At 45.6% G+C, this 21,157-nt stretch carries 21 protein-coding genes; 7 read left to right on the top strand and 14 right to left on the bottom strand.

Annotated features, from left to right (window positions below; genetic code table 11):
* Window positions 1–188: 188 nt before the first annotated feature.
* Both hemH and ACYVE4_RS14320 read right to left on the bottom strand, forming a co-directional pair.
* Window positions 189–1,250 carry a ferrochelatase gene (hemH, locus tag ACYVE4_RS14325; RefSeq protein WP_461040836.1) on the bottom strand — a complete coding sequence of 354 codons (1,062 nt, stop codon included), beginning with the start codon at window positions 1,248–1,250 and terminating at the stop codon, window positions 189–191.
* 77 nt (window positions 1,251–1,327) lie between these two features.
* Entirely contained in the window at window positions 1,328–2,116 is a 789-nt protein-coding gene (locus ACYVE4_RS14320) for a hypothetical protein (RefSeq protein WP_461040834.1), read from the bottom strand.
* Window positions 2,117–2,278: 162 nt separating this feature from the next.
* On the opposite strand from ACYVE4_RS14320, the gene ACYVE4_RS14315 reads away from it, so the two are divergent.
* Window positions 2,279–3,223, top strand: a complete 945-nt coding sequence (locus ACYVE4_RS14315) for a LysR substrate-binding domain-containing protein (RefSeq protein WP_461040833.1) — start codon at window positions 2,279–2,281, stop codon at window positions 3,221–3,223.
* Between the two features lie 140 nt (window positions 3,224–3,363).
* On the opposite strand, the gene ACYVE4_RS14310 is transcribed toward ACYVE4_RS14315, so the two are convergent.
* The 4 genes from ACYVE4_RS14310 to ACYVE4_RS14295 all read right to left on the bottom strand — a co-directional run bounded on the left by ACYVE4_RS14310 (window position 3,364) and on the right by ACYVE4_RS14295 (window position 7,434).
* The gene (locus ACYVE4_RS14310; protein WP_461040831.1) at window positions 3,364–4,551 is read right to left on the bottom strand and encodes a phosphoglycerate kinase; all 1,188 of its coding nucleotides are present in this window, start codon (window positions 4,549–4,551) and stop codon (window positions 3,364–3,366) included.
* A 95-nt stretch (window positions 4,552–4,646) separates the two neighbouring features.
* A complete protein-coding gene (locus ACYVE4_RS14305) occupies window positions 4,647–5,180 on the bottom strand; it encodes an OmpA family protein (protein ID WP_461040830.1) in 534 nt (177 codons plus the stop codon).
* A gap of 101 nt (window positions 5,181–5,281) precedes the next feature.
* Entirely contained in the window at window positions 5,282–6,472 is a 1,191-nt protein-coding gene (locus ACYVE4_RS14300) for a hypothetical protein (RefSeq protein WP_461040828.1), read from the bottom strand.
* A complete protein-coding gene (locus tag ACYVE4_RS14295; RefSeq protein WP_461040826.1) occupies window positions 6,469–7,434 on the bottom strand; it encodes a DUF2157 domain-containing protein in 966 nt (321 codons plus the stop codon). Before ACYVE4_RS14295 ends, ACYVE4_RS14300 begins: the two co-directional genes overlap by 4 nt.
* A 76-nt stretch (window positions 7,435–7,510) precedes the next feature.
* Here ACYVE4_RS14295 and ACYVE4_RS14290 point away from each other — a divergent pair, with 76 nt between their 5' ends.
* Window positions 7,511–9,199: a VRR-NUC domain-containing protein gene (locus tag ACYVE4_RS14290; protein WP_461040824.1), complete on the top strand. Its 1,689-nt coding sequence runs from the start codon at window positions 7,511–7,513 to the stop codon at window positions 9,197–9,199.
* A gap of 17 nt (window positions 9,200–9,216) precedes the next feature.
* Complete coding sequence (locus ACYVE4_RS14285) at window positions 9,217–9,969, top strand: hypothetical protein (protein WP_461040823.1); 753 nt, start codon at window positions 9,217–9,219, stop codon at window positions 9,967–9,969.
* Between the two features lie 191 nt (window positions 9,970–10,160).
* Here ACYVE4_RS14285 and ACYVE4_RS14280 read toward each other — a convergent pair whose 3' ends face one another.
* The gene (locus ACYVE4_RS14280) at window positions 10,161–11,342 is read right to left on the bottom strand and encodes a cystathionine gamma-synthase family protein (protein WP_461040822.1); all 1,182 of its coding nucleotides are present in this window, start codon (window positions 11,340–11,342) and stop codon (window positions 10,161–10,163) included.
* Between the two features lie 149 nt (window positions 11,343–11,491).
* Between ACYVE4_RS14280 and ACYVE4_RS14275 the strand changes: the two genes are divergently transcribed.
* The 4 genes from ACYVE4_RS14275 to ACYVE4_RS14260 all read left to right on the top strand — a co-directional run bounded on the left by ACYVE4_RS14275 (window position 11,492) and on the right by ACYVE4_RS14260 (window position 13,832).
* Window positions 11,492–12,406 (top strand): serine hydrolase, encoded by a 915-nt coding sequence (locus ACYVE4_RS14275; protein ID WP_461040821.1) that lies wholly within the window; start codon window positions 11,492–11,494, stop codon window positions 12,404–12,406.
* A gap of 211 nt (window positions 12,407–12,617) precedes the next feature.
* Entirely contained in the window at window positions 12,618–12,980 is a 363-nt protein-coding gene (locus ACYVE4_RS14270; RefSeq protein ID WP_461040819.1) for a hypothetical protein, read from the top strand.
* A gap of 103 nt (window positions 12,981–13,083) precedes the next feature.
* Window positions 13,084–13,248, top strand: a complete 165-nt coding sequence (locus ACYVE4_RS14265) for a hypothetical protein (protein ID WP_461040818.1) — start codon at window positions 13,084–13,086, stop codon at window positions 13,246–13,248.
* Window positions 13,245–13,832 (top strand): hypothetical protein, encoded by a 588-nt coding sequence (locus tag ACYVE4_RS14260; RefSeq protein WP_461040816.1) that lies wholly within the window; start codon window positions 13,245–13,247, stop codon window positions 13,830–13,832. Before ACYVE4_RS14265 ends, ACYVE4_RS14260 begins: the two co-directional genes overlap by 4 nt.
* A gap of 191 nt (window positions 13,833–14,023) precedes the next feature.
* Here ACYVE4_RS14260 and ACYVE4_RS14255 read toward each other — a convergent pair whose 3' ends face one another.
* The 7 genes from ACYVE4_RS14255 to ACYVE4_RS14225 all read right to left on the bottom strand — a co-directional run bounded on the left by ACYVE4_RS14255 (window position 14,024) and on the right by ACYVE4_RS14225 (window position 21,134).
* On the bottom strand, window positions 14,024–14,482 hold the full coding sequence (locus tag ACYVE4_RS14255) for a lipocalin/fatty acid-binding family protein (protein ID WP_461040814.1): 459 nt from the start codon (window positions 14,480–14,482) through the stop codon (window positions 14,024–14,026).
* 32 nt (window positions 14,483–14,514) lie between these two features.
* Window positions 14,515–15,741 carry a heparan-alpha-glucosaminide N-acetyltransferase domain-containing protein gene (locus ACYVE4_RS14250; protein WP_461040812.1) on the bottom strand — a complete coding sequence of 409 codons (1,227 nt, stop codon included), beginning with the start codon at window positions 15,739–15,741 and terminating at the stop codon, window positions 14,515–14,517.
* A gap of 216 nt (window positions 15,742–15,957) precedes the next feature.
* Window positions 15,958–16,374, bottom strand: coding sequence for a hypothetical protein (locus tag ACYVE4_RS14245; RefSeq protein ID WP_461040810.1), 417 nt, complete (start codon window positions 16,372–16,374; stop codon window positions 15,958–15,960).
* 114 nt (window positions 16,375–16,488) lie between these two features.
* Window positions 16,489–17,736: an MFS transporter gene (locus tag ACYVE4_RS14240; RefSeq protein WP_461040808.1), complete on the bottom strand. Its 1,248-nt coding sequence runs from the start codon at window positions 17,734–17,736 to the stop codon at window positions 16,489–16,491.
* Between the two features lie 152 nt (window positions 17,737–17,888).
* Entirely contained in the window at window positions 17,889–19,157 is a 1,269-nt protein-coding gene (locus ACYVE4_RS14235; RefSeq protein ID WP_461040806.1) for an MFS transporter, read from the bottom strand.
* A gap of 70 nt (window positions 19,158–19,227) precedes the next feature.
* The gene (locus tag ACYVE4_RS14230) at window positions 19,228–20,019 is read right to left on the bottom strand and encodes a sialate O-acetylesterase (protein ID WP_461040805.1); all 792 of its coding nucleotides are present in this window, start codon (window positions 20,017–20,019) and stop codon (window positions 19,228–19,230) included.
* 170 nt (window positions 20,020–20,189) lie between these two features.
* Window positions 20,190–21,134, bottom strand: coding sequence for a hypothetical protein (locus ACYVE4_RS14225; protein ID WP_461040804.1), 945 nt, complete (start codon window positions 21,132–21,134; stop codon window positions 20,190–20,192).
* Window positions 21,135–21,157 lie beyond the last annotated feature (23 nt).

Here is a 21,157-nt window from a genome sequence, read left to right as displayed (position 1 = left end):
CATTCCAAGTAAGTGGTAGTTTGATTTGCGTAAGATGATATACTAAAACATTTCGTTCAACTATGCGTTCTATAAACTATGAAGCATGTATAGCATATTAATAATCTTCTGTGCTGTACCTGCCGTAATGTAAAGCCCGCTTGCCTGAAATAGGAAGCGGGCTTTTTGTGATATATCAGCTGGGATGACTACGCTTTTTTGACCAGGTCAACCAGAGTCTCAATCCATAACGGACTATCGTTCAGACTCTCGACCAATTGCCAATGTTTTCCACCTGCCTGTTCGAACATTTCTTTGTACTCAACCCCAACTTCAATCGTCGTTTCCAGACAATCAGCCACAAAAGCGGGAGAAAAAGCTAGTACACTATTGATTCCTTTTGCAGGCAATTCTTTAATGATATCGTCGGTATAGGGCTTAATCCAGGGGTCGCTGCCTAACCGCGACTGAAAACAGGTTGTGTATTTACCCTCAGGAATGCCTAAGGCTTTGACAAGCAGACGCGTTGTTTCGAAACATTGAGCCCGGTAGCAATGCTGATTCAAGGCCTGAAACGTATGGCAACAATCGCCGAATTGACAAACGGTTTTCGTCACATCACCTTTTCGAATCTGACTTTCAGGCAGACCATGATAGCTGAACAGGAAATGGTCGTAGTCGTAAGTCGCCATGTATTTCCGGGCGATCTGGGCGAATCCTTCAATAAACTTAGGATGTTCCAGAAACCGATTGACGAACTTGATAGATGGAATGACTTCCCAGTTTTTAAGTAGGGTCATCACCTTTTCGTAAACAGAACCGGTTGATGCAGAGGCATATTGTGGGAAAAAAGGCACGACAACAATATCAGTCAGACCCAATTTTTGAAACGTATTTAGTCCGGCTTCAATACTGGGACTTTGATAGCGCATAGCCAGTTTCACAACGTAATCATCACCCAGTTCTTTCTGAAGCTCACGCTCGACGATCTCGCCATAATACTTTAAGGGTGAGCCCGTTTCCTGCCAAAGCTGCTTGTAAATTTTAGCCGATTTGGGCGCTCTAAATGGAGCAATCACACCATTAACAAGAAAAAAACGGGAGACAAAAGGAATGTCGATTACGCGACTGTCCATTAAAAACTCACGTAAATATTTTCGGACATCTGGAACGGCGGGGCTATCGGGCGTGCCGAGATTGACCAATAAAACGCCCGTTTTTCCAACTGATTTTTGGATAGAAACGGGAGATTGTAAAACAGAAACTTCCATAATGGGCAGAACAGGTAATTCAGCGAGTTAGTTTGAGCGAATACCGTTAACTGATCGTTGTGAATTGCAAAATTAATTCATTTTGGCTCAGAATAGCGGCTCAAATCAGTTCGAGTGAAATCACTGAACACTTCGCCTGGTAATCCTGTGAAAATCATAATATCCGTCAGTTTTTGGTCGCCACGATTACTGGCGATCAAAATACTGCCGTGTTGTTGATAATTAGCCCATGGAAGGGTAAAAATTGGCTGTTTGTCAGTGGGTTTGGCGTACTGCGCCCACTGCGAAACTAGGCGCGTTTTTTTGTCGACCCATATTTTATACCGAGTGTCGACAACGGGATTGTTCTGCTTAAGATTTATCTGGAGCACGTCGGCTGGAAGGCCGTTTTGAGTAGGCTCAGTACCCAGGTACTTGAGTGTTACGCCATTATCTTTAAGTTTAAATGGCAACAGCAGCCAGTAGGAATCCATCAGCCAGTGTTGCCTTCCTTGTCGAACATATTTGGCTACAGAATCCGGTTCTGTCAATTCTTCTCCGTTTCGATAAACCCTTCCCATCCCATTGTTAACATTAAGTAGAATGGTTTGGTCGTCATATAAATTATCAACCCGTACATTGCCTGACCATTTATCCCAGACCAGTTTTCGAACTCCATTAACATTCCAGGCAATTAATTGTGTATCATCCCAGGCTGCCCGTCCGCCTACTGCTGCCATAACTTGGTCAGCAACCAACAGCGCCTGGCCGTCTGAACCTGCCAGATTGAAGCCAGGCGCTGGAGGATTTGTAATCTTCTGCAACTGAGCTAAACCTGGAAGCACACTGAACCACACCAAACAGATGACTAGGAGACGTGTTTTCATGGTAATCAGAGGAGATTATATGGACAAAAATAGAACAAGGACAAATTCATTTAGTTTGGTCTACTTTAGATTTGTTCTTTGGTAAAGATATATCCGTACGGTATAGGACGTGAAACGTAAAGTATTCGTTGCACTCATTACTAATTGTACCGCTTATAGTTTATGACACTTTCGCAACTCGATTATATTGTTGCCCTGGATACGTACCGGCATTTCGCGACAGCCGCTGACGCCTGCCATATTACTCAACCAACGCTGAGTATGCAGATTCAGAAACTGGAAGACGAATTGGGCGTCCTGATATTCGACCGCTCAAAACAACCTGTTGTGCCGACCGAAACTGGGCAGGCGATTCTGACACAGGCGCGGGATGTACTCCGGGCAGCCCGTCGTATTCCTGAAATTGTAAATGAATCGAAAGAGGATTTTCGAGGTGATTTCAGGGTAGGTATTATTCCAACATTAGCCCCGTATCTGTTACCGTACTTTATCGGGGAATTTATCAAGAAATATCCGGCGGTTTCGGTGCAGATTCAGGAGTTAGTTACGGAGCAAATTATTGAGCGACTTCGGAACGGGTTAATTGACGTGGGGCTGGTGGTAACGCCATTGGCCGAAAACGGAATTGCCGAAGTGCCCCTCTTTCAGGAACCCTTTGTGACGTACGCAGCTGAGTCAAATTCTTTACTCAACAAAACGACCATTATACCTGACGATCTACGTACTGATGGACTTTGGCTACTAACAGAAGGACATTGTTTTCGAAGTCAGGTAATCAAACTATGCGGAGCCGATCGCCAGACGAATAGCGGTAGCGCATTGAATTACGAAACCGGTTCGCTCGAAACGTTGATCAAGCTGATTGATAAACAGGGGGGATTTACTTTATTACCCTATTTAGCTACGCTGGATATGGACAGTACACGCCAGAGTCGACTTCGTTCATTTGCAGAACCGTTACCCGTTCGGGAGGTGAGTCTGGTGATGCACCGGAGTTTTTTGAAGCGGAAATTGATTAACACATTCAAAGCGGAAATTCTTGCGCATTTGCCCAAAGAATTGGTAGAAGCTGGGAAGGCTAACCAGAAAGTGTTACTGAGGTCCTAAGTGGAGGAATGATGTGTCTTTCACTAGATGCGGCACTGTTTTGTCATTCTGACCGAAGGGAAGAATCTCAAGCTTACCTACGAGTGAACGTTGAGATTCTTCCTTTCGGTCAGAATGACAAAAAATAGTCAATGAGCAGTTTATTCCAGAGCGGCAACACCAGGTAGAGTTTTCCCTTCCATGTATTCCAGCAAAGCGCCACCACCCGTCGAGACGTAGCTAACACGGTCGCCGTAGCCCGCTTGGTTAATAGCCGATGCAGAATCGCCACCACCGATGAGCGAGAACGCGCCATTTTCTTCGGTGGCTTTCACCACTGCTTCTGCAATAGCGTTTGTTCCTTTGGCAAAGTTCTCGAACTCAAACACGCCCATTGGGCCATTCCAAAGGATCGTTTTTGATTGAAGAACTACTTCCGTGAACAGTTTGATTGTTTCAGGACCAATATCTAATCCTTCCCAGTCATCAGGAATTTGACCAGTTGCTACGATCTGACGATTGGCATCGTTCGAAAAACCATCCGCACAGACATTATCGACTGGCATGTAAATTTTAACGCCCTTTGCTTCTGCCTTTTTCAACAGCTCCAGCGCCAGGTCCTGTTTATCCGCTTCGAGAAGTGATTTCCCAATCTGGCCACCTTGCGCCTTCGTGAACGTATAGGTCATTCCACCGCCGATAATCAGGTTGTCAACCTTGTCCAGAAGTTTCTCGATAATCAGGATTTTATCAGAGATTTTAGCTCCACCCATAATGGCTGTGAAAGGCCGTTCTGCGTTTTCCAGAATCTTCTTGGCGTTGTCCAGTTCTGCCTGCATCACGTAACCCGCTACTCGCTCGTCGAAGAACTGGCCCATGACAGCTGTACTTGCGTGCGCCCGGTGCGCTGTTCCGAAAGCATCATTCACCCAAACATCACCAAGTTGAGCAAGTTTTTTGGCAAACTCGACGTCTCCTTTTTCTTCTTCTTTGTAGAATCGCAGGTTTTCCAGCAACAAAATTTCGCCGGGTTGCAGGTTGGCGGCCAAATCAGTAGCCGACTGACCAATGCAATCATCCGCAAATTTCACCTCGCGACCAAATGCTTCTTTCAGCGCTGGCAGCAGATGTTTCAGCGAATATTTTTCTTCGGGACCACCCTTAGGTCGGCCCAGGTGCGACATTAGAATGGCCGAACCACCATCATTCACGATTTTCATAACCGTTGGGATGGTTGCTTTGATCCGGGTATCGTCGGTGATGTTGTACTCTTTGTCGAGCGGCACATTGAAATCAACCCGAACGAGGGCTTTCTTTCCGGCAAAATTGTAGGAATCTACGGTTTTCATGCGACTGCGTATGGTCGTTGGTTTGCGGGGCCAAACTTAGGTGTTTTCTAATTAAAAAGAGCACCTAACTGTGCACTGCTGATGGAACGAGACGTCTAACTCTGTGATTTTTTAGCCTTGTTCATCATTTTATTGACATCCGGATATTTAACCACAGACAAAGTAACACGACGGTTTTTCTGTCTGTTTTCCGGGCTATCTGTTCCATCTGGTTTCGTATTAGGTACTAATGACTCCTGCTCCCCTCGACCAACAGCCATGATAAGCCCTTTGGTTTTTATATTCTTTTTTAGCCAATCGGCCACGGCTACCGCCCGTCGCTGGCTTAGTTTAAAATTGTATTGATCATCACCTTTTGAATCAGTATGGCCCCATACATGAAGTTGGTCGACCCCGTGGGTGGCGAAGTGCTGTTTTACTTTTTGTAGCAGGGCCAACCCTTCTGGACGCAAAGTCGATTTATCGAAATCAAACAGGATGTCAGTTGGTAACAGAATATCATATTGATTTTCTGATCCTTTGATTTGAAGGTCGCCCGAAGTTGTTTGGGCTGGATTCTGCCCCAATTTGTCTGAAAAATCGGGACTACTTGACAAAGCTATAAGGCAGAGATAGCATAAGATTTTCATAACGTAGCTGACTATTAATTGGATAGACTCACTTAAAAACCTCTTTACAGAGGACTTTGTTAAGCAGGTCCAACTGGCAGTTACTAGCTTACTATGTATCGTCAATATTTCCCCTCACTACCTCCGCCACCAAAATCACCGCCACCGAAACGAAGATCGTTTTTAGAAGAATGTTGGGCCGTACCTGTTGCATGGACAATGGCTACGTTAGCGGCATTGACGAAAAATTCATCGGGTGAGTCATCGTCAGGCGCGTCGGTGAAGCCGTATTTGGGCTTACTTAAGTAGCGGATTGTGGCAACAGCTAAGCCAATCAGCACCAAACCGCCGATCGTCAGTGCGACGTTTAAGGGTACTAAGGCTGCGTAATTGTGCAGAGTCATAAATGCGGCAATCAACCCCAGAACGCCCAGAATGATCAGCATTCGATTTCGCTTCATCAAACCCTGCCATAGGTAGATCGCTGGAATCAGGAAGGTCAGTAGCCAAAATAGCCACGCCAGCGAAATTTCCGGTGCACCTGTTGAATGGGTGCGGGGAAGACTCGTTCCAAAAAGTAAGCCGTTTACTTCGCGAACGACGAAATAGTTACCGCCAGCCGCCAGCATGACTAGCGAAATCCATTGCGCCAGGTTTAGCGGATCTTTATAGTATACGTCTTTTGGATTAAGTTTAATCGTCTGTCTGACAGCTAGATAAATTAGTATTGAAACACTCATTATGATGAAGGGTAACAAGTCTTTCCCCCAGTCATACGAAATTAAGCCATCAAAAATGCCTATATAAAACGTGCCCAACATAAACAAAGCCATGAGCGTATCGCCATAATACCAGAGAATGAGCAGCAGAAGAGGTAGGGTCAGGAAGCAATGTCCAGCCGTTGATAGTGCATCGGGCAGAAGTTGATTAAAGCCGAACGCCAGAAAACCCGCTGTTGTTACGACGAACGCATTGTCTATTCCGTTGCGATACAATAATCGTCGGTTAATCAGAAATTGTCCGACGATTCCAATGCCGATACCAGAGATAATGTTAAAATAACTAAAGGCCGTCGAGTTAGCTGAAAACATGGAAAACATACTGGCAGGCAGCAAATAGCAGGCAAGTATGGCTACCGTTGTAAACAGAAACAGCCCGATTTCAATAAATCCATTCGTTTGCCGAAACTCGACTGGATACGCTTTTCGTACAGCCGCAATCTGGTCATCCGAGAGTAATTTCTGACGATACCATCGTTCAGCCTGATCGGCAATCTCGCGGTTATAAATCCACTGTTCGTTGTAGGCTTTCATCCGTTTGTATTCCGTTTAGGTAATTGGCTCATCAGATAATACACTAACGCAATTCCGGTGATGATGAAATACCAATAGTAGGCGTTGTCGTCCAAATCCAGATAATGGAAAAACAGGTAAGTTGCCCCGATATAGCCGTAAATCGTACTCATCAGTAGAAAAAAGAATGAGCGGTCGCGACGGGCATACTGGTCAAGTGCCAGACAGGCAACGGCCAGCCCAACCGCGAACCAGAGTCGTAATCCCTCAAAATTGAACAATCCACCTAGCAGAGCGACCATCAGCAGGTTTCCGGCCATTGTCAGGTAAGTGTAGGTGAAATGAGGTTTAATCTTTCTTTTTTCCAGCAATAGGGCACTGGTAATCAATATAAGAGCCAGAATAATGGCTGAGAATACCGTGTCCTGATCGAAGAAGTTTGTTTTGAAATACAACTCAAGCGGTCGAACCGTAACGCCCACCCAGGAAATTAGCGCGGTTAACGCCATACCCAGAACTCCCCGATGATCGAATCGATAGGCTAGTGGCAGAAAAAGAGCAGCCGGTAACAGAGTGACGAGACCATAGCGTGTTCCGAAAACATTGTAGGCATATTGTGCGTAACCTTCGAGCGTCAGAAAAAGCAGACAGGCTAAAATCAAGGCGTAATCGCCAAATGTAGATCGACTTTTAGCTTCGCTAAATTTCCAGTCGGGCCGATTGCGCCAGGCAAAATAAAAGCTGCCGACACAGGCAAGGGCAATCATCACCAGTAACGCGCCGTGTCCAATTCGGTCGAAATTATCGTAGACGAGCAATCCCAACCCTGAACTCAGTAAAAGGATACCGATGTACAGCATAGACCGCAGTTCCCAGTGAATCGAAAACGGCTTCCGCTCCTCAATTTCGGCGACTTTTACCTGTTGTTCAGCCGGTAAAATTCCCTTTTTTGTTAGTTCATTCAGAATGTCGTTTGGGGACATAAACGGTTGTTTTTTTGTTCATTTAATGTAGAACAAACCCATAAAATAAGTTCGAGTAGTTAACTCGCCTGCTACTATGGTTGGACGACAGAAAGTTATTCTTACCCCCCGATATTATCTCGACAATTTTCGCTACGTGCTGGACTTTGTCAAGCGGTTATACGGTGGTTTATTGAACGAATCCGAATGGGATTTTGTGCGTCGGTTCGAGGCTTTATCCCTTGATGCCCAATGTCTGTACGTACGATTTAGTAACCGCAAAGGACTCTTTTTTCGCGTTAATAAACTACAGTATAACGAAATTACTGACCTACCGGCTGCTGTTGGCGAATTGATCAATACAGGTTTTATCGAACGTCTGTCAACTCAGCAGGCTAATTTGGGCGACGACGCGCTCAGCGTTTTTACTAAACCCGAATTACTGGAACTGTTGCCTTTAGAGCCGGAGGAAGTCAAGGCGCTTGGAAAAGAAAAGAAGGAAGGCGTTGTACGCTATGCATTGAACGAACTGGACTTTGGCGAAATTGTTACCAGCCTGACCACCTTCGAAACCGTCGTTAAAATGAATTTCGAGGCCGAGAATATGATGATTAAATACCTCTTTTTCGGCAACCGGAGCGCAAGCATGACGGAGTTTGTTGTGCGCGATCTGGGCATGGTGAACTTCGAACGGTACGACGAAAGTAAGCTGACGGCCCGTTTTCGCACCCGCAAAGAAGTAGAAGATAAGCTATTGATTTCATTAACGAGCGAAGAATTTTACGACTTGAAAGAAGCTGAAACGCCCGCTGATGACATTTACAACTGGTTCCTGAACTGGAATGAAACCCGCCCTGAGCTGACTGAAATTGCCATTCCCGGTTATCAAAAACTGGTATGTCGCGTAGGCGGTTATCTGGAGCGACAAAAATTGCCCGAACAAGCCTTGTCTGTATACGAACTGTCGGATCGCGTACCGGCTCGTGAGCGTCGGGTGCGCTTACTATTTCGAAATGGTTCTATAGACGAAGCGCTCGCTCTTTGCGACGAAATTGCTGTCCATCCCCTGAACGCTGAGGAGCGCTATTTCGCCAATGATTTTCGGGAGAAGATTCTGAGCATGGGCGAAAAGAAACGGACGCGAAAAGCCACAACGCGCTTTTTGTCGGATGCTGAAAGTGTAAATATTCCGGCGGCTTATCGGCATCATGTCGAGGCTGGGGTAATGAATTATTATCTGGAGAATGAGTTCGATGCGGCTTTCACCGAAAATTATCCCTGGCGAGGTCTGTTCGGGCTGGTTTTCTGGGATATTATTTACGATGCCAACGTATCGGCCATTCACCATCCACTTCAACGGGCTCCGTCGGATTTTTACTTGCCGGACTTTTATTTGAAGCGTGAAGAACTGCTAAAAAAACGACTTGCTGAACTGGAAACAAAAGACGACTGGCGACGGCATACAGGCCGGATGTTCAACGCGAAATACGGAATTACCAATGTTTTGGTTGATTGGTCGGATGAATTACTGACGCTGGTACAGCGTATGGTTGACCTATTATCGGTGGAGCAGTTAAGGCTAATTTTACTCGAAATGGCGCGTAATGTCCGCGAACATACGCGTGGTTTTCCGGATTTACTGGTCTGGAATGAACAGGGCGAGTACGACTTCGTTGAGGTGAAATCGCCGACGGACCATTTGGGGCCGCAACAATTACATTGGCTGGAGTTTTTTCAAACGATTGGCGTCCGAGGTAAAGTTGTCCGGGTGATTTGGGAAGCGTAATTGCTATTTTTGCCGCAATGACGCTTCTCTTTCTGAAACTCACCCTCATTCCAACAATTGTTGCCTTGGTTACGTTAGCTGTTCGTAAATGGGGCGGTAAAATCGGTGGATTGATTGGGAGTATGCCCTGGGTTGCCGGTGCTATTCTACTCTTTTTTATTCTGGAACAAGGGAAAGCCTTTGGTATTCAGTCGATACCGGGCGCGATGACGGGTATTCTGGCCTTAATCACCTTTTGCCTAAGCTACGCTCTTCTCTGCCGAAAATTGACCTGGCTACCTACGTTGCTGTTATCGTATCTTTTATATACGGTAACGGCTGTCGTTTTCGATTACTTACGACTCACTTTAAAAATCAGTTATGTGCTTGTCCTGAGCTACGTTTTGCTGGCAATTTGGCTTTTCCCTTCACCAACTGAACAGCCCGACAAAGGCAAACGACTAGCGTACGACATACCCATCCGAATGGGCGTGGCCACATTATTTGTGTTGGTTATTACTGGGTTAGCGAATATTCTGGGGCCAAACTGGAGTGGTATTTTAACGCCATTTCCCATCTTGACCTCTGTTCTCGCTATTTTTTCGCATACGCTTCAGGGTAGTAATGTCGTAATCAGCACACTCCGAGGGCTTGTTATGGGCTTGCTGGGTTTCACCACCTTCCTGTTTCTGCAAGCTTATTGGCTCACTGAGTTTTCGATTGCGGTTTCGTTTGGTTTGGCCTTACTGATCAATATCTTAATCAATTTTATCGCTAGTAAAATTTGGTGAGGGATAGCGAATCATCTAGAACTATTAGCCCACTGCTGATTGAATTGTAGTAAATAACCGCTGAACTCCCCGTGTCTGTGTCCTCACAGATACCCGTGCGTCAGCCACCGTTGCCATCCGGTAAGGGATCTGTGGGGGCACAGACCTAGGAGTTGTTCTGTGATTCTGTAATTACTTACTGTTATACAATTCTACAAAGATGCCAATGCCTGATCTAAATCGCTCATTAAATCATCGACATTTTCGATGCCGACGGAGTAGCGAATCAAGCTTTCGGGTATGCCTAATTGACTTCGTTGCGCTTCGGTCAGTTCAACGTGGCTGGTTGTTCGGGGAGGGCCTGCCAGCGTACTTACTGAGCCCAAACTAGCGGCCAGATGCACGAATTTAAGTGTCGGCAAAAACGCCTTTACCTGCTCGTAACCGCCGTTTAAGGAAAAACTTAAAATTCCCCCAAAACCAGTCATCTGTGCTTTGGCAATGTCGTGACCAGGATGCGTTTCGAGACCGGGATAAAATACATCGCGGACTTTGGGATGCGCTTTCAGATACTGCGCAATTTTCAGTGCCGACGCATTTTGGCGTTCAATTCGAAGTTCCAGCGTTTTCATGCCACGGGCAATCATGTAAGCCGGATCGGCCTGGAGGCTGGCCCCGTTAATTTCCCGGAACTGGAACACTTTTTCGATCAGCTCCTTTTTCCCGCACAACACACCACCCATTGCGTCAGAATGACCACCCAAAAATTTTGTAGCACTGTGAACGACTAAATCAGCTCCCAGTGCTAATGGATTTTGATTAATAGGCGTGGCAAACGTATTATCAACAACCGTAATGGCTCCCACTTTTTTGGCTGCGGTCGCCAATCGTTTTATATCGACAACTTTTAGGGTTGGATTGGTTGGGGTTTCAAGATAAAGTACATCGCAACCTTTTGCGATTTCGATTTCCAGTTGATCGAAATCTGTCGTATCGCACAAAGTAACAGCTATTTGATAACGGGGTAAAAAGTCAAGAAAAAGACGACTGGCTCCGCCATAGGTATCATTTATGGAAACAACACGTTTGCCGGGAGTCAGAAAGGTAAAAAGCGTGTTGCTGATAGCTCCCATTCCGGTAGCAAACGACGTAGCGGCTTCGGCCCCTTCCAGAATACGGATTTTCTCTTCGAGTACATGAACCGTGGGGTTCGTATTCCGACTATAGATATAGCCATCCGCCTTTCCGGTAGCTACGTTGTGCCATTCGTCCAGATCGTCGTAAGCAAAAGCTACACTTTTGACAATCGGTGCCGTTACCGCTCCTTTGGTAAATGACTCAGTTTCGCCAGCCCATACCGAAGCTGTTCCCTTTTTGTATGTCGAAAAATCCATTCTTTTGTGATTGTTATTCAGGTATATAACTGATTATCGAAGCTGTTCAGCGATTGACTTGTCAATTACTGGAAAGGGTAATAATACGTAAAAAATGCACCTAATTGGCTAAATTGGCCGATACCCTCTTACATACAATCTGAATAGACATGCATTTACACGTTAAAGCTAGTTTGGCGGGACTCAGTCTCATTTGCTTTTTCTTTATCTGTTTGCCATCAATAGCTCAGTCACACTTGACAATTAGTGAATTACGTCGGCAGGTTGAGCAGGAATTTCAAAAACAGCCAGGTGTTTTCGCCGTCGCGTTTAAAGATCTGACAACGGGAGAGGAGTTGCTAATTCGGGAACGGGAATTTTTTCATGCAGCTAGTACGATGAAAACCCCAGTCATGATCGAAGTATATAAGCAACAGGCTCAGCATAAACTATCCCTATCGGACTCGATTCTGATCAAAACTGATTTCAGGAGTATTGTCGACGGGAGCGTATATACATTACCGGTTTCTTCCGACAGCGATACGATAACCTATTCGCAAGCGGGAACCAAACGAACACTAGCTTCTTTGGTATTTGATATGATTACAGTGAGCAGCAACTTAGCAACGAACCTGATTATTGAGCGGGTAGGGGCTAAAAACGTCACTCAGACCATGCGTGAACTGGGCGCGAAAGATATTGACGTTTGGCGTGGTGTGGAAGATACCAAAGCCTTTGCGCAAGGATTGAACAATAAAACCACTGCCTATGATCTAATGCTGATTTTTGAGAAACTGGCTCAAAATCAGGTTGTCAGCTCAGAATCTTCTCAGGCTATGATTACTACACTGCTGGCGCAAAAATTTAATACGGTCATTCCGGCAAAGCTGCCCAAAGAGGTGAAAGTGGCACATAAAACCGGCTCCATAACAGGCGTTCGGCATGATTCAGGAATCGTATTGCTGCCCGATGGACGCAAATATGTGCTCGTTCTTTTATCAAAGGATATCAAGGATGATGCCATTACATCTGATCGATTGGCAACTGTGTCAGAGTGGATTTATCGATACGTTACGCAGCACTAATCAAAACGCTGTCGGACAGAACTTCGCTGGTGAAATTGTCCGTCATCGAACAACGATTGTCCGGTTACGTACAGTTTTGATAATTGGTATTTGAGATAAGTGATTGTAAATCAGGGATTTTATTTTGTTGGCACAATCGTTGGCATATATCCATCGAACAGTAAACAACTCGATTTTAACACTAAACACAAATACTACCATGTTCCCTGTAATGAGCAAATTCGTCGCTTCAATGCTCCTGAGTGCTTCTACATTTGTAAACCCTACCACTCCTAAAGTCTTATCGTTTGATGCCAGTGCGTTCGTAACGATCAATCATCAAATTCGTGTATCGGTAAATAAAGCAACGGGCATTCCGGTTGCCGTCATTCTTCGCGACAAAGACAATCAGATTCTGTTTCAACAAAATATCGGCAAAAAAGAAGCTGCCTACGCGGTAAAAATGAATGTGGATGATCTGACAGATGGACAGTATGACCTGGAAATAAAATCCAGCGAAGGCAGCATCCACAAACAAGTTACGCTGCTCACAGAGCCAACCAAAGCTACGAAGCGTGTAGTTGAGATGCAGTAAGTTCTTTGCCAATCATCAGGCCAAAAGCGCGTTGGAAGAAATTAGGTTGTCCAGGAGGAAGGGGCAACCTAATTTCATGTTTATACCAACACTCGCAATAAACATGACTCGATTTCTCCTCTTTCTTGGTCTATTCTGCGCAGTTTTTTCGGCTAATGCGCAAATTGACACCATCAATACAACCAACCTGAAACTAAACCTATCGGCATTCCGGGAAACCAAGCGCACGTACGCCGTATTTTTGAAGATAGTACTGGAAAACGATTGACATCTGCTGATTTGTGGGATCGAAGCATCCGCTTTTCAACAACCTCCGACGGTAAGAAAATTTACCACTTCGATTGGCAATGGTTTCAGAAAGATTCGTTGCTGGCTCACGTCACGGCAACGGGCTTGGCTTCTTCGCTGGCTCCACTTACGCACAATGGGAATTATTTTAAGCGAGGTATCCGGAATTTCGTTTTCAACGGAACAACGGTTCGTATTCCAACCGCCAATCAGCGCACCGCGAAAGACAGTGCCTTTAAAGTAGTGATTAACCCGCCAGCGTTTGAGTTTCCGATGGATTTGGAAATTTTACCGCTTTTGCCTTATAAGAAGGTAGGACAGCAGTTTGCCATTGCGTTTTATGAACCCGGAAGCCCTGCCGCTAATTACTATCGGCTGACGGTAATGGGTAGAGAAGACATTCTTGTTGGCGGATCGGCTAAAGTAAATTGCTGGCTTTTGAAAATCGATTACGGCCAACAAAATGCGTCGGCTACATTCTGGATTTCAGACCAAAATCGGGAGGTCGTTAAAATGCGCGAGTATTTCCGGGGTCGCTATCGGTATAAGGTGAAATTGTATTAGTTGATTGCTCACTTTCTTTCATTGTGACCGAAGTGAAGAATCGCAAGCTTGCCTAATCAGGAGTTAGAAGTCAATTACGGATGAACCCGACGGGTCATCCATGAAGGCAATCTTTATCAATTTTCGTTTTTCGTAAGTGGGGATTCTGAGATTCTTCACTTCGTTCAGAATGACAAAATTGCTCCAAATCTCTATTTTTTCGTCAATTCCTGAATATTCTCCAAGTGCTTTGACAACAATGGATTATTAGCCATCAATGACTTAATATGGTCGAGGGTTTGGGGAGAAAGTTGCGGTGTTCGACTGATAATATCGACACCTTCGGGAGTAAACAGAGTTTTGGAAAACCAGATAACTGCCCATTGCCCGTCGGGAGATAGTAAGGCCACTTTCCACTTACTTTGTATTAAACTCAGCAACCCTTTTCCACGCCAGACAAAGGCCATCGAATCAGTTTTATCAGGATAGTCGTAGCCAGTAAGTGTTTTCTGGCTGCCGTTTTTAACGTATTTCACTTCGTCCAGTAAACGGTCCATGCCGCTATCCGAGGCTACTGTCGAATACGTAAAGGTGGGATTTAATTTATCGCCTTTCAGCCACATCGGGAAATTGGTGCTACAGATAAACCAGGTACCAATTAGAGTTTGCATCAGGTTGTTCATAAGCAAACTTAACCCGCTACTTAGAGCTTAAGTTTTATTTTTAGCTTACCCAGCACAGCGGTTATGCTAATAATCAGAAACGCAAACAGCAGTGATTTAACTAAGCCAACTCCCCCTGTTTTTAGAGACTCTGGTAGCGAAATCCCTGATAGATCAGCTAAGCTATAATATGCATAGGGAATCAGATAACAGGTTAAGGTGCTGGTGCCCGCAGGTTTAATCAGATCAAACCAACTGCCTTTTTCATTCAAATCGACTAGCCAATAAAGGCCTGCGTAAACAATACAGGCAATGCCACAGCAGAGGAAAATCCAGGTGGGAGTAGCCTGAATTTTCGAAATGATAAAGAAATTCCGAGCCAGAAAACCAGCGATCAGGAACAGAATACCCGCTCCTATAAAAACTAGCGGAACGGGCTGACGTTTAGCCGTTTGCTGTGCCCGAGTCAGAAAGAACGTAGCGAGTATACCGGCGAACGCAAACGAGACGAACGCGCCATTATCTGGAATCCAGGTTCGTGGACCATCGGGCCATAATTGATGTAGCCATCCTGAATGTCCTGCAATATTGAGTAATGTAAAAAATACCCAGGAAGCGATCAGCAAAATGGGCTGTTTGTGCAGAAAGAGGTAAAGTAAGGCACAGGTTAAATACGTCCAGCCGATGAGCCCGAGAATGCCCCACCACTGGGGAGCCATTCGGGTTAGCTGTTCCGAAGGACCACCCCGGAAGCGTATCGCCAAAAAAAGCATCAATCCAACCCCCAACACTTGTAGTCCAGTAAAAACAGCCTTTAGCATTCCTTCCCGTTTTGGGTATTGATTCCAGATCAGAAAAAAACTCAGCACCATTAGAAGTTGAAATTCGCTCGAATTGAATCCGGTAGCCTTCCCATTCAAATCCGGAAGATTGACTGTAAAAACGCCCATAATGATTAAAGCAATCGACCGGACAATAATGTGCCAACTGATTTGTCCATACGAATCACCCGAATTAATTCGCTGACGAACCGAAAAGGGAACAGACATACCGACGATAAACAGGAAACAGGGGAAAACAGTATCGGCAAATCCGAGCGAATCCTGATCAGATTTAGCGTGTTCGAGCCACAGAGGAATGTCGGTGAGCGTCCACAAGTCGTTGACGAAAATCATGGTCAACATCGTCAAGGCGCGGAATACGTCAATTGACAGGACGCGTTTTAGCAATAGATTTTTGCTATCTGGCTTCGTTTGGGCGGCTACCATCGGGGTAGTTAGTTTGTTGACTTTATTGGCTACCCGCTTAAAAGCCCAATCGAATAAAGTTCTATCTTATTCACTAATCAGTGAGGAAATAATAGTTTGTCATCCTGAACATAGTGAAGGATCTAAAACCCCTCTTGTAGGCAAGTTTTAGATCCTTCACTATGTTCAGGATGACAAAAAAAGTATCAACCTGTTTATTCAGAATAGTTTGATTGCTTATTTAATCGCAACCAGTCGAGTAGGAGCCGCTTCGAGAGTTGGCGTTGCCAGTTTAAACGTAAATTCTTCGGTTTGGGAACCAGCCGATATACGGAACGTATAATTGCCATCGCCAAGCTGATTCATATCGAATTGCTGACGGAAGGTTTTGCGTTTGCTGTTTTTGCCCGCTATAATTTCGTCGTACAACACATCGCCCTTTTCGTTAACCAACGTCAGTTGGACTTTATTTTCGGCCTGAAATTTCTCCAGGCAGAGCCAGAGTTTTGACGCATTGGCCGCCGGGAACATCGCTGCTGCAAACGCCTGATTTGATTTGTTGTGCTTGTCGTCGCTGGCCGAAGCGGGCGATGTAGTGGAAACGGTTAGAGCCAGGAGAAAGGCGCCTGCGAGGGTTTTAATGGACGTTTTCATTGAGTTGATAAGGAGTTTAATAGAACCTTTAGCTGTCAACCCAATGATGCTGGTAACGAAACCAACCGTTGGCCTTCTTGAACAACGGCAGAAAAAAAGGATGAACGGCGGAAATTATTCGACGAAATCGAGATCCCTCCCAAACGTTTCTTCCATTCGGCTCAAGGACCAGAATGAAAGGCCATATACAATAATTCCTAAAATACCCGCAGCGACTAAAGCGCCCTGTGAAGGTTTTAACGCCTGGAAAAATAACGTCATAGGAATAAGGGTGCCACGTACCACACTAGGCACGGATGTAGTGGCAGTATTGCGTAGATTAGTCCCGTAGAGTTCGGCTACCATCGTCAGGAACATAGCAATGTAGCCCGTACAGAAACCCAACAATAAACAAACGATGTAGATACTACTGGCTGTTTGAATGCCACCGAAAAGATAGATACCACTTATTAGGGCCCCTACGATTAACAGGCTTGTAATAGTTTTTAGTCGCGACTGTAGCCAATGGCTGATTGGCCCACTAAGCAAATCCCCTACAGCCATGCCCACATAAATCATCATCACGCAGCGGCCTGGTTTTACAATCTCCTCAATACCTAACGCTTGCCCCAATTCATTGGCGAACGTAGCCAGAATACCGACCACAAACCAGGTTGGCATACCTACCGTCACACAGCGTACGTATTTGATTGCTTCTCGCCAACTTCTGAAAAATAACAGAACATTGCCACGACTAACGTCTTTATGCTCCGTTTTCATCCGGCTAAATAAACCAGATTCGAATACGCTGACGCGAAGCAGCAACAACGCAAGGCCCATACCACCACCGACCCAGAAAGCCGTTCGCCAGTTGAAATATTCGACGGTAAGATAAGCCACGCCCGCGCCCAGATAACCAATGCCCGCTACCATAGCAGAACCGTAACTTCGGATTGCTTTCGGTAGCGTTTCCGATACCAATACAATGGCAGCGCCAATTTCGCCCGATAGTCCGACACCGGCTATGAACCGAAGCAGTGCATACGTATTGACATCGTTTACGAAACCACAGGCAATATTGGTCAGGGAATACATCAGAATACTGCCAAACAAAACCGACATCCGACCTCGCTTGTCACCAATTATACCCCACAAAAATCCGCCGATGACGAGCCCTGCCTGCTGAAAATTCAGAATAAACGTTCCCGCTTTCGATACATCCGCTTCCGATAAACCCAGCGACTGTAGACTCGGTACGCGTACAATGCTGAAAATAAGCATGTCATACACATCCACAAAGAACCCCAACGCCGACACAATGACTGGGAGCGCAAACAGCGGTCGAAGAGAGGTTTGTGATGAGGGTGGGGAGAGGGTTTCCATTGTCTGAACTGGGATTTGTCTGATTCAGCGGATTGACTATGATTCCGAACCTAGATTTAGCAGATTTTAGGATTAAACTGATTTTGTTTTCGGTGCGAAAAAGTGATCATTTGCAAAAGCATAGTCAGCTAGTTAAATCCCATAAATTCCGCTTATTCCTCCAGGTAGTTTAAATCTTTTCCGTGGGTTTCGGGGATGGTAAGAATCGAGTAAAATCCTAAAAAATAGGAAATCAGCCCAACTGCAGCACCAGCGTAAATAATGCCGAACGAAGGCTTAAGGGCACCGTATAAACTTGTCATCAGAATGACCATGCCACGTACCATATTCGGGACGGTTGTCGCGGCTGTAGCGCGGAGATTTGTGCCAAATTGCTCCGCACCAATCGTGACGAACATGGCCCAATAGCCAATACCAAAGCCCATGGCTAACGACAAGCCATATAGAACAGTGGCACTATTCACACCAAAGAACAGATAGATCAGCGCGAAAACCAGCGAAACAACCATGAGTAAGGAAACCGCTTTTTTTCGGGATTCTAGTGCCTGACTGATAAATCCACTGGCCAAATCACCGAAGGCAAGCCCGACATAACACCACATAATCGCCAGACCAGGCTGAATTTCTTCCGTAATACCCAAAGCTTTGCCAAACTCATTGCTGAACGTAGCCAGAATACCAATGACAAACCAGGTTGGGAGGCCAATGCCAATGCATTTTACATAGCGAGAAAATCGATCCCAGTTGTTGAAAAAAGACAGGAAATCACCACGGCTTACGTGATCTTGTTCGGAAACATCTTTAAACATTCCTGATTCGACAACCCCTACACGCAATAATAATAGACCGATTCCTAAACCACCACCAACAAAGAAAGCCATCTGCCAATCGAAGAGTTTTACGGTGAAATAGGCTACTACGGCACCGAACAAGCCAATTCCAGCTACGAGTGAGGTGCCAATCGCGCGTTTTTCTTTAGGCAACACTTCGCTGACGAGCGTGATCCCTGCTCCTAGTTCCCCAGCCAGACCAATACCGGCGATGAACCGCATAAGGGCGTAATAAATAACTGGATCCATGAAGGTAATATTCTTGATGAATCCGCAGGCAATGTTGGCGATGGAATAAGTAATTATGCTTCCGAATAACACCGACAGTCGTCCGCGCTTATCGCCTAAAACGCCCCAAAGAATGCCACCGAGCAGTAAACCACCCATCTGCCAGCTCAGAATGTTAGCGCCAACGGTTGAAATTTGCTCGGTAGTCAGGCCAAGATCTTTCAGGCTGGGAACCCGAACAATGCCGAAAAGTAACAGGTCATAAATATCGACGAAGTAACCGAGGGCGGCTACAATTACGGGTAGGCTAAACAAGCCAACGGTAGGTGAATCTGATTTAGAAGAAACAGGAGAGACAGCCATGCTGCAAAAGCATTGGTTAAAAGGGCGAAACAATTCTGCAATAATACGAAAGGACCAAAGAAGATTAGGATTAATTCGCCTTTACTAATTTCTTTTGAATAAAAACGTCGGCATATCGCTGGCCGAGAGCGCGGGCAGAAGGGGTGTCGAAATGGGTGGAATCACCTTTATCCGTCAGGCCAGCCGATATGGCGCAATAGGCATTCGGAATGTGCTGAACTGCGCTTTGTAAGGCATCGTTAACGATCTTCGCATCGGGGTTTCGATTTACGACAAAATCGCCCAACGTGCCGACGACAAACGGAACCTGAGGAGCATTTAACTCTTTGCGGAATCGCTGAACTAGTTCGGCTAATTTTTCCTCGTATACCAGTGCTTTTTCCGGATCGGAGTCAGATTCGCCCTGATGCCAGAGAAAACCGGCCAGTTCACCATTCTCCAATGCTTTTTTTGCCCGAACTAACGCGTCGTCGTACGGATGTGATTTGGTTGGTTCGTAATAAGCTCCTGGTTTCCAGACATCAATTCCAGAGCCGCCAACCGCGCAGGGAATCAGGCCAATATTCATGGAAGGGTAAGTTTCTGCTAATTTTTTGGCAAATGGGTACCCTGGCCCAACGCCAATAATGGTCGGCTTGTCGAAATGCATTGGATCTTTAGCGGGTACCCAGCTTAATTCTTTATTGAGCATCCAGATACGCGGATGCGTTTGTTGATCTTCGGCTTCGGGAACGCCCCGCCCCGCCATATTCGATTGACCAATTAGCAGAAATAGTTTCAAGCGGGGAGGAACATCCTGTTTAAAGGCAAGCATACAAAAAAGCAGCAGGCTGCAAACGGCCATTTTTACAGTGGATATCATTTGTCAATTAGGTTAGTACGTACGAATAAGGTTGGTAAATAATGTTTTATCATTCTGAACGAAATGAAGAATCTCAAGCTAGCCTGATAAGCGACTTTGAGATTCTTCACTTCGTTCAGAATGACAAAAAATACAAGGTTTAAACAAGATTGGCCTTATTTTTTACTGATTTACGGCTCCGTTGGCCTGACCGAAGGTTCAGTGTACTCCTGCTCCATATCAGGTCTGGCAACTGGCGTAGGTTGCTGAACAGGTATTGGCTGAGGTAAGGTCGGATAGTTTGCGTATGCTGTTCCTAACCACCACACTTTCAGGAATACGCGTGTGAAAACTAACGCTTGCTGGATAGTAAACATGGTCAAAATAGTAGCCCAGCCGCTCATGAGAATGATTCCATCGAGCAAAAAATAGATCCCGAATAATCCGGTGCCAATCAGTATAAAGAGTAGGTACAGGCCGTACGTTTTCCCAAAGTTACGCAGGACAAGTCGACCGGCGAGGCCAAAGGCCCGGAAAGCGCCACGCTGGTCTTCCCGAAACAAAATCACTTTGGCAAAATCGCCAATGCATAGCATCAGCGTAGCCGTAAGGGCAAATAGAACGAAAAAAACAAAGCCGATCCAGAATTGACCGCGTTCGGTTATTTCGTCGCTCATCATAACGGCTAATAGCGAACCCGCAATTAGCCAGACTCCTCCTCCAGCGATCACAAATAACAAGGTAACACCGAAATTGCGTAAAAATCGCCCGACATAATGGGTGCATCCTTGCCAAAATAGACCAGCATCGAATCGGGTGTTTGGCTGAGAAAAGCGCAATAAAATACCGCCAGCAAAGAAAACGCTCAGAAACAGGTAGAGAAGGCCTACCCATCGTCCAACGCTAATCAATGGCGAAAGAGTACGCTCACTCCGATGCATGAAATCGGAATAAACCGTGTAATCGAAACCGTTCAGCAGTTGCTGGAAAGCGAGTGAATTTTGGTCCTCAACGAGCAGTGTATTGTAGAAAGGTAGGGCCGCCAGTAAGCCGAGAACCAGCGTAATGCCGTAAATAAGCCACAATAGTCTAGGCGACCTAACTGTTTGGCGGAATGTGGTGAGCAGACTACTCATGTCAGATTTGTTTCAGCCGGGCC

This window comes from Spirosoma harenae (genome assembly GCF_054776975.1).
This window is presented reverse-complemented; position numbering and strand designations above follow the sequence as displayed.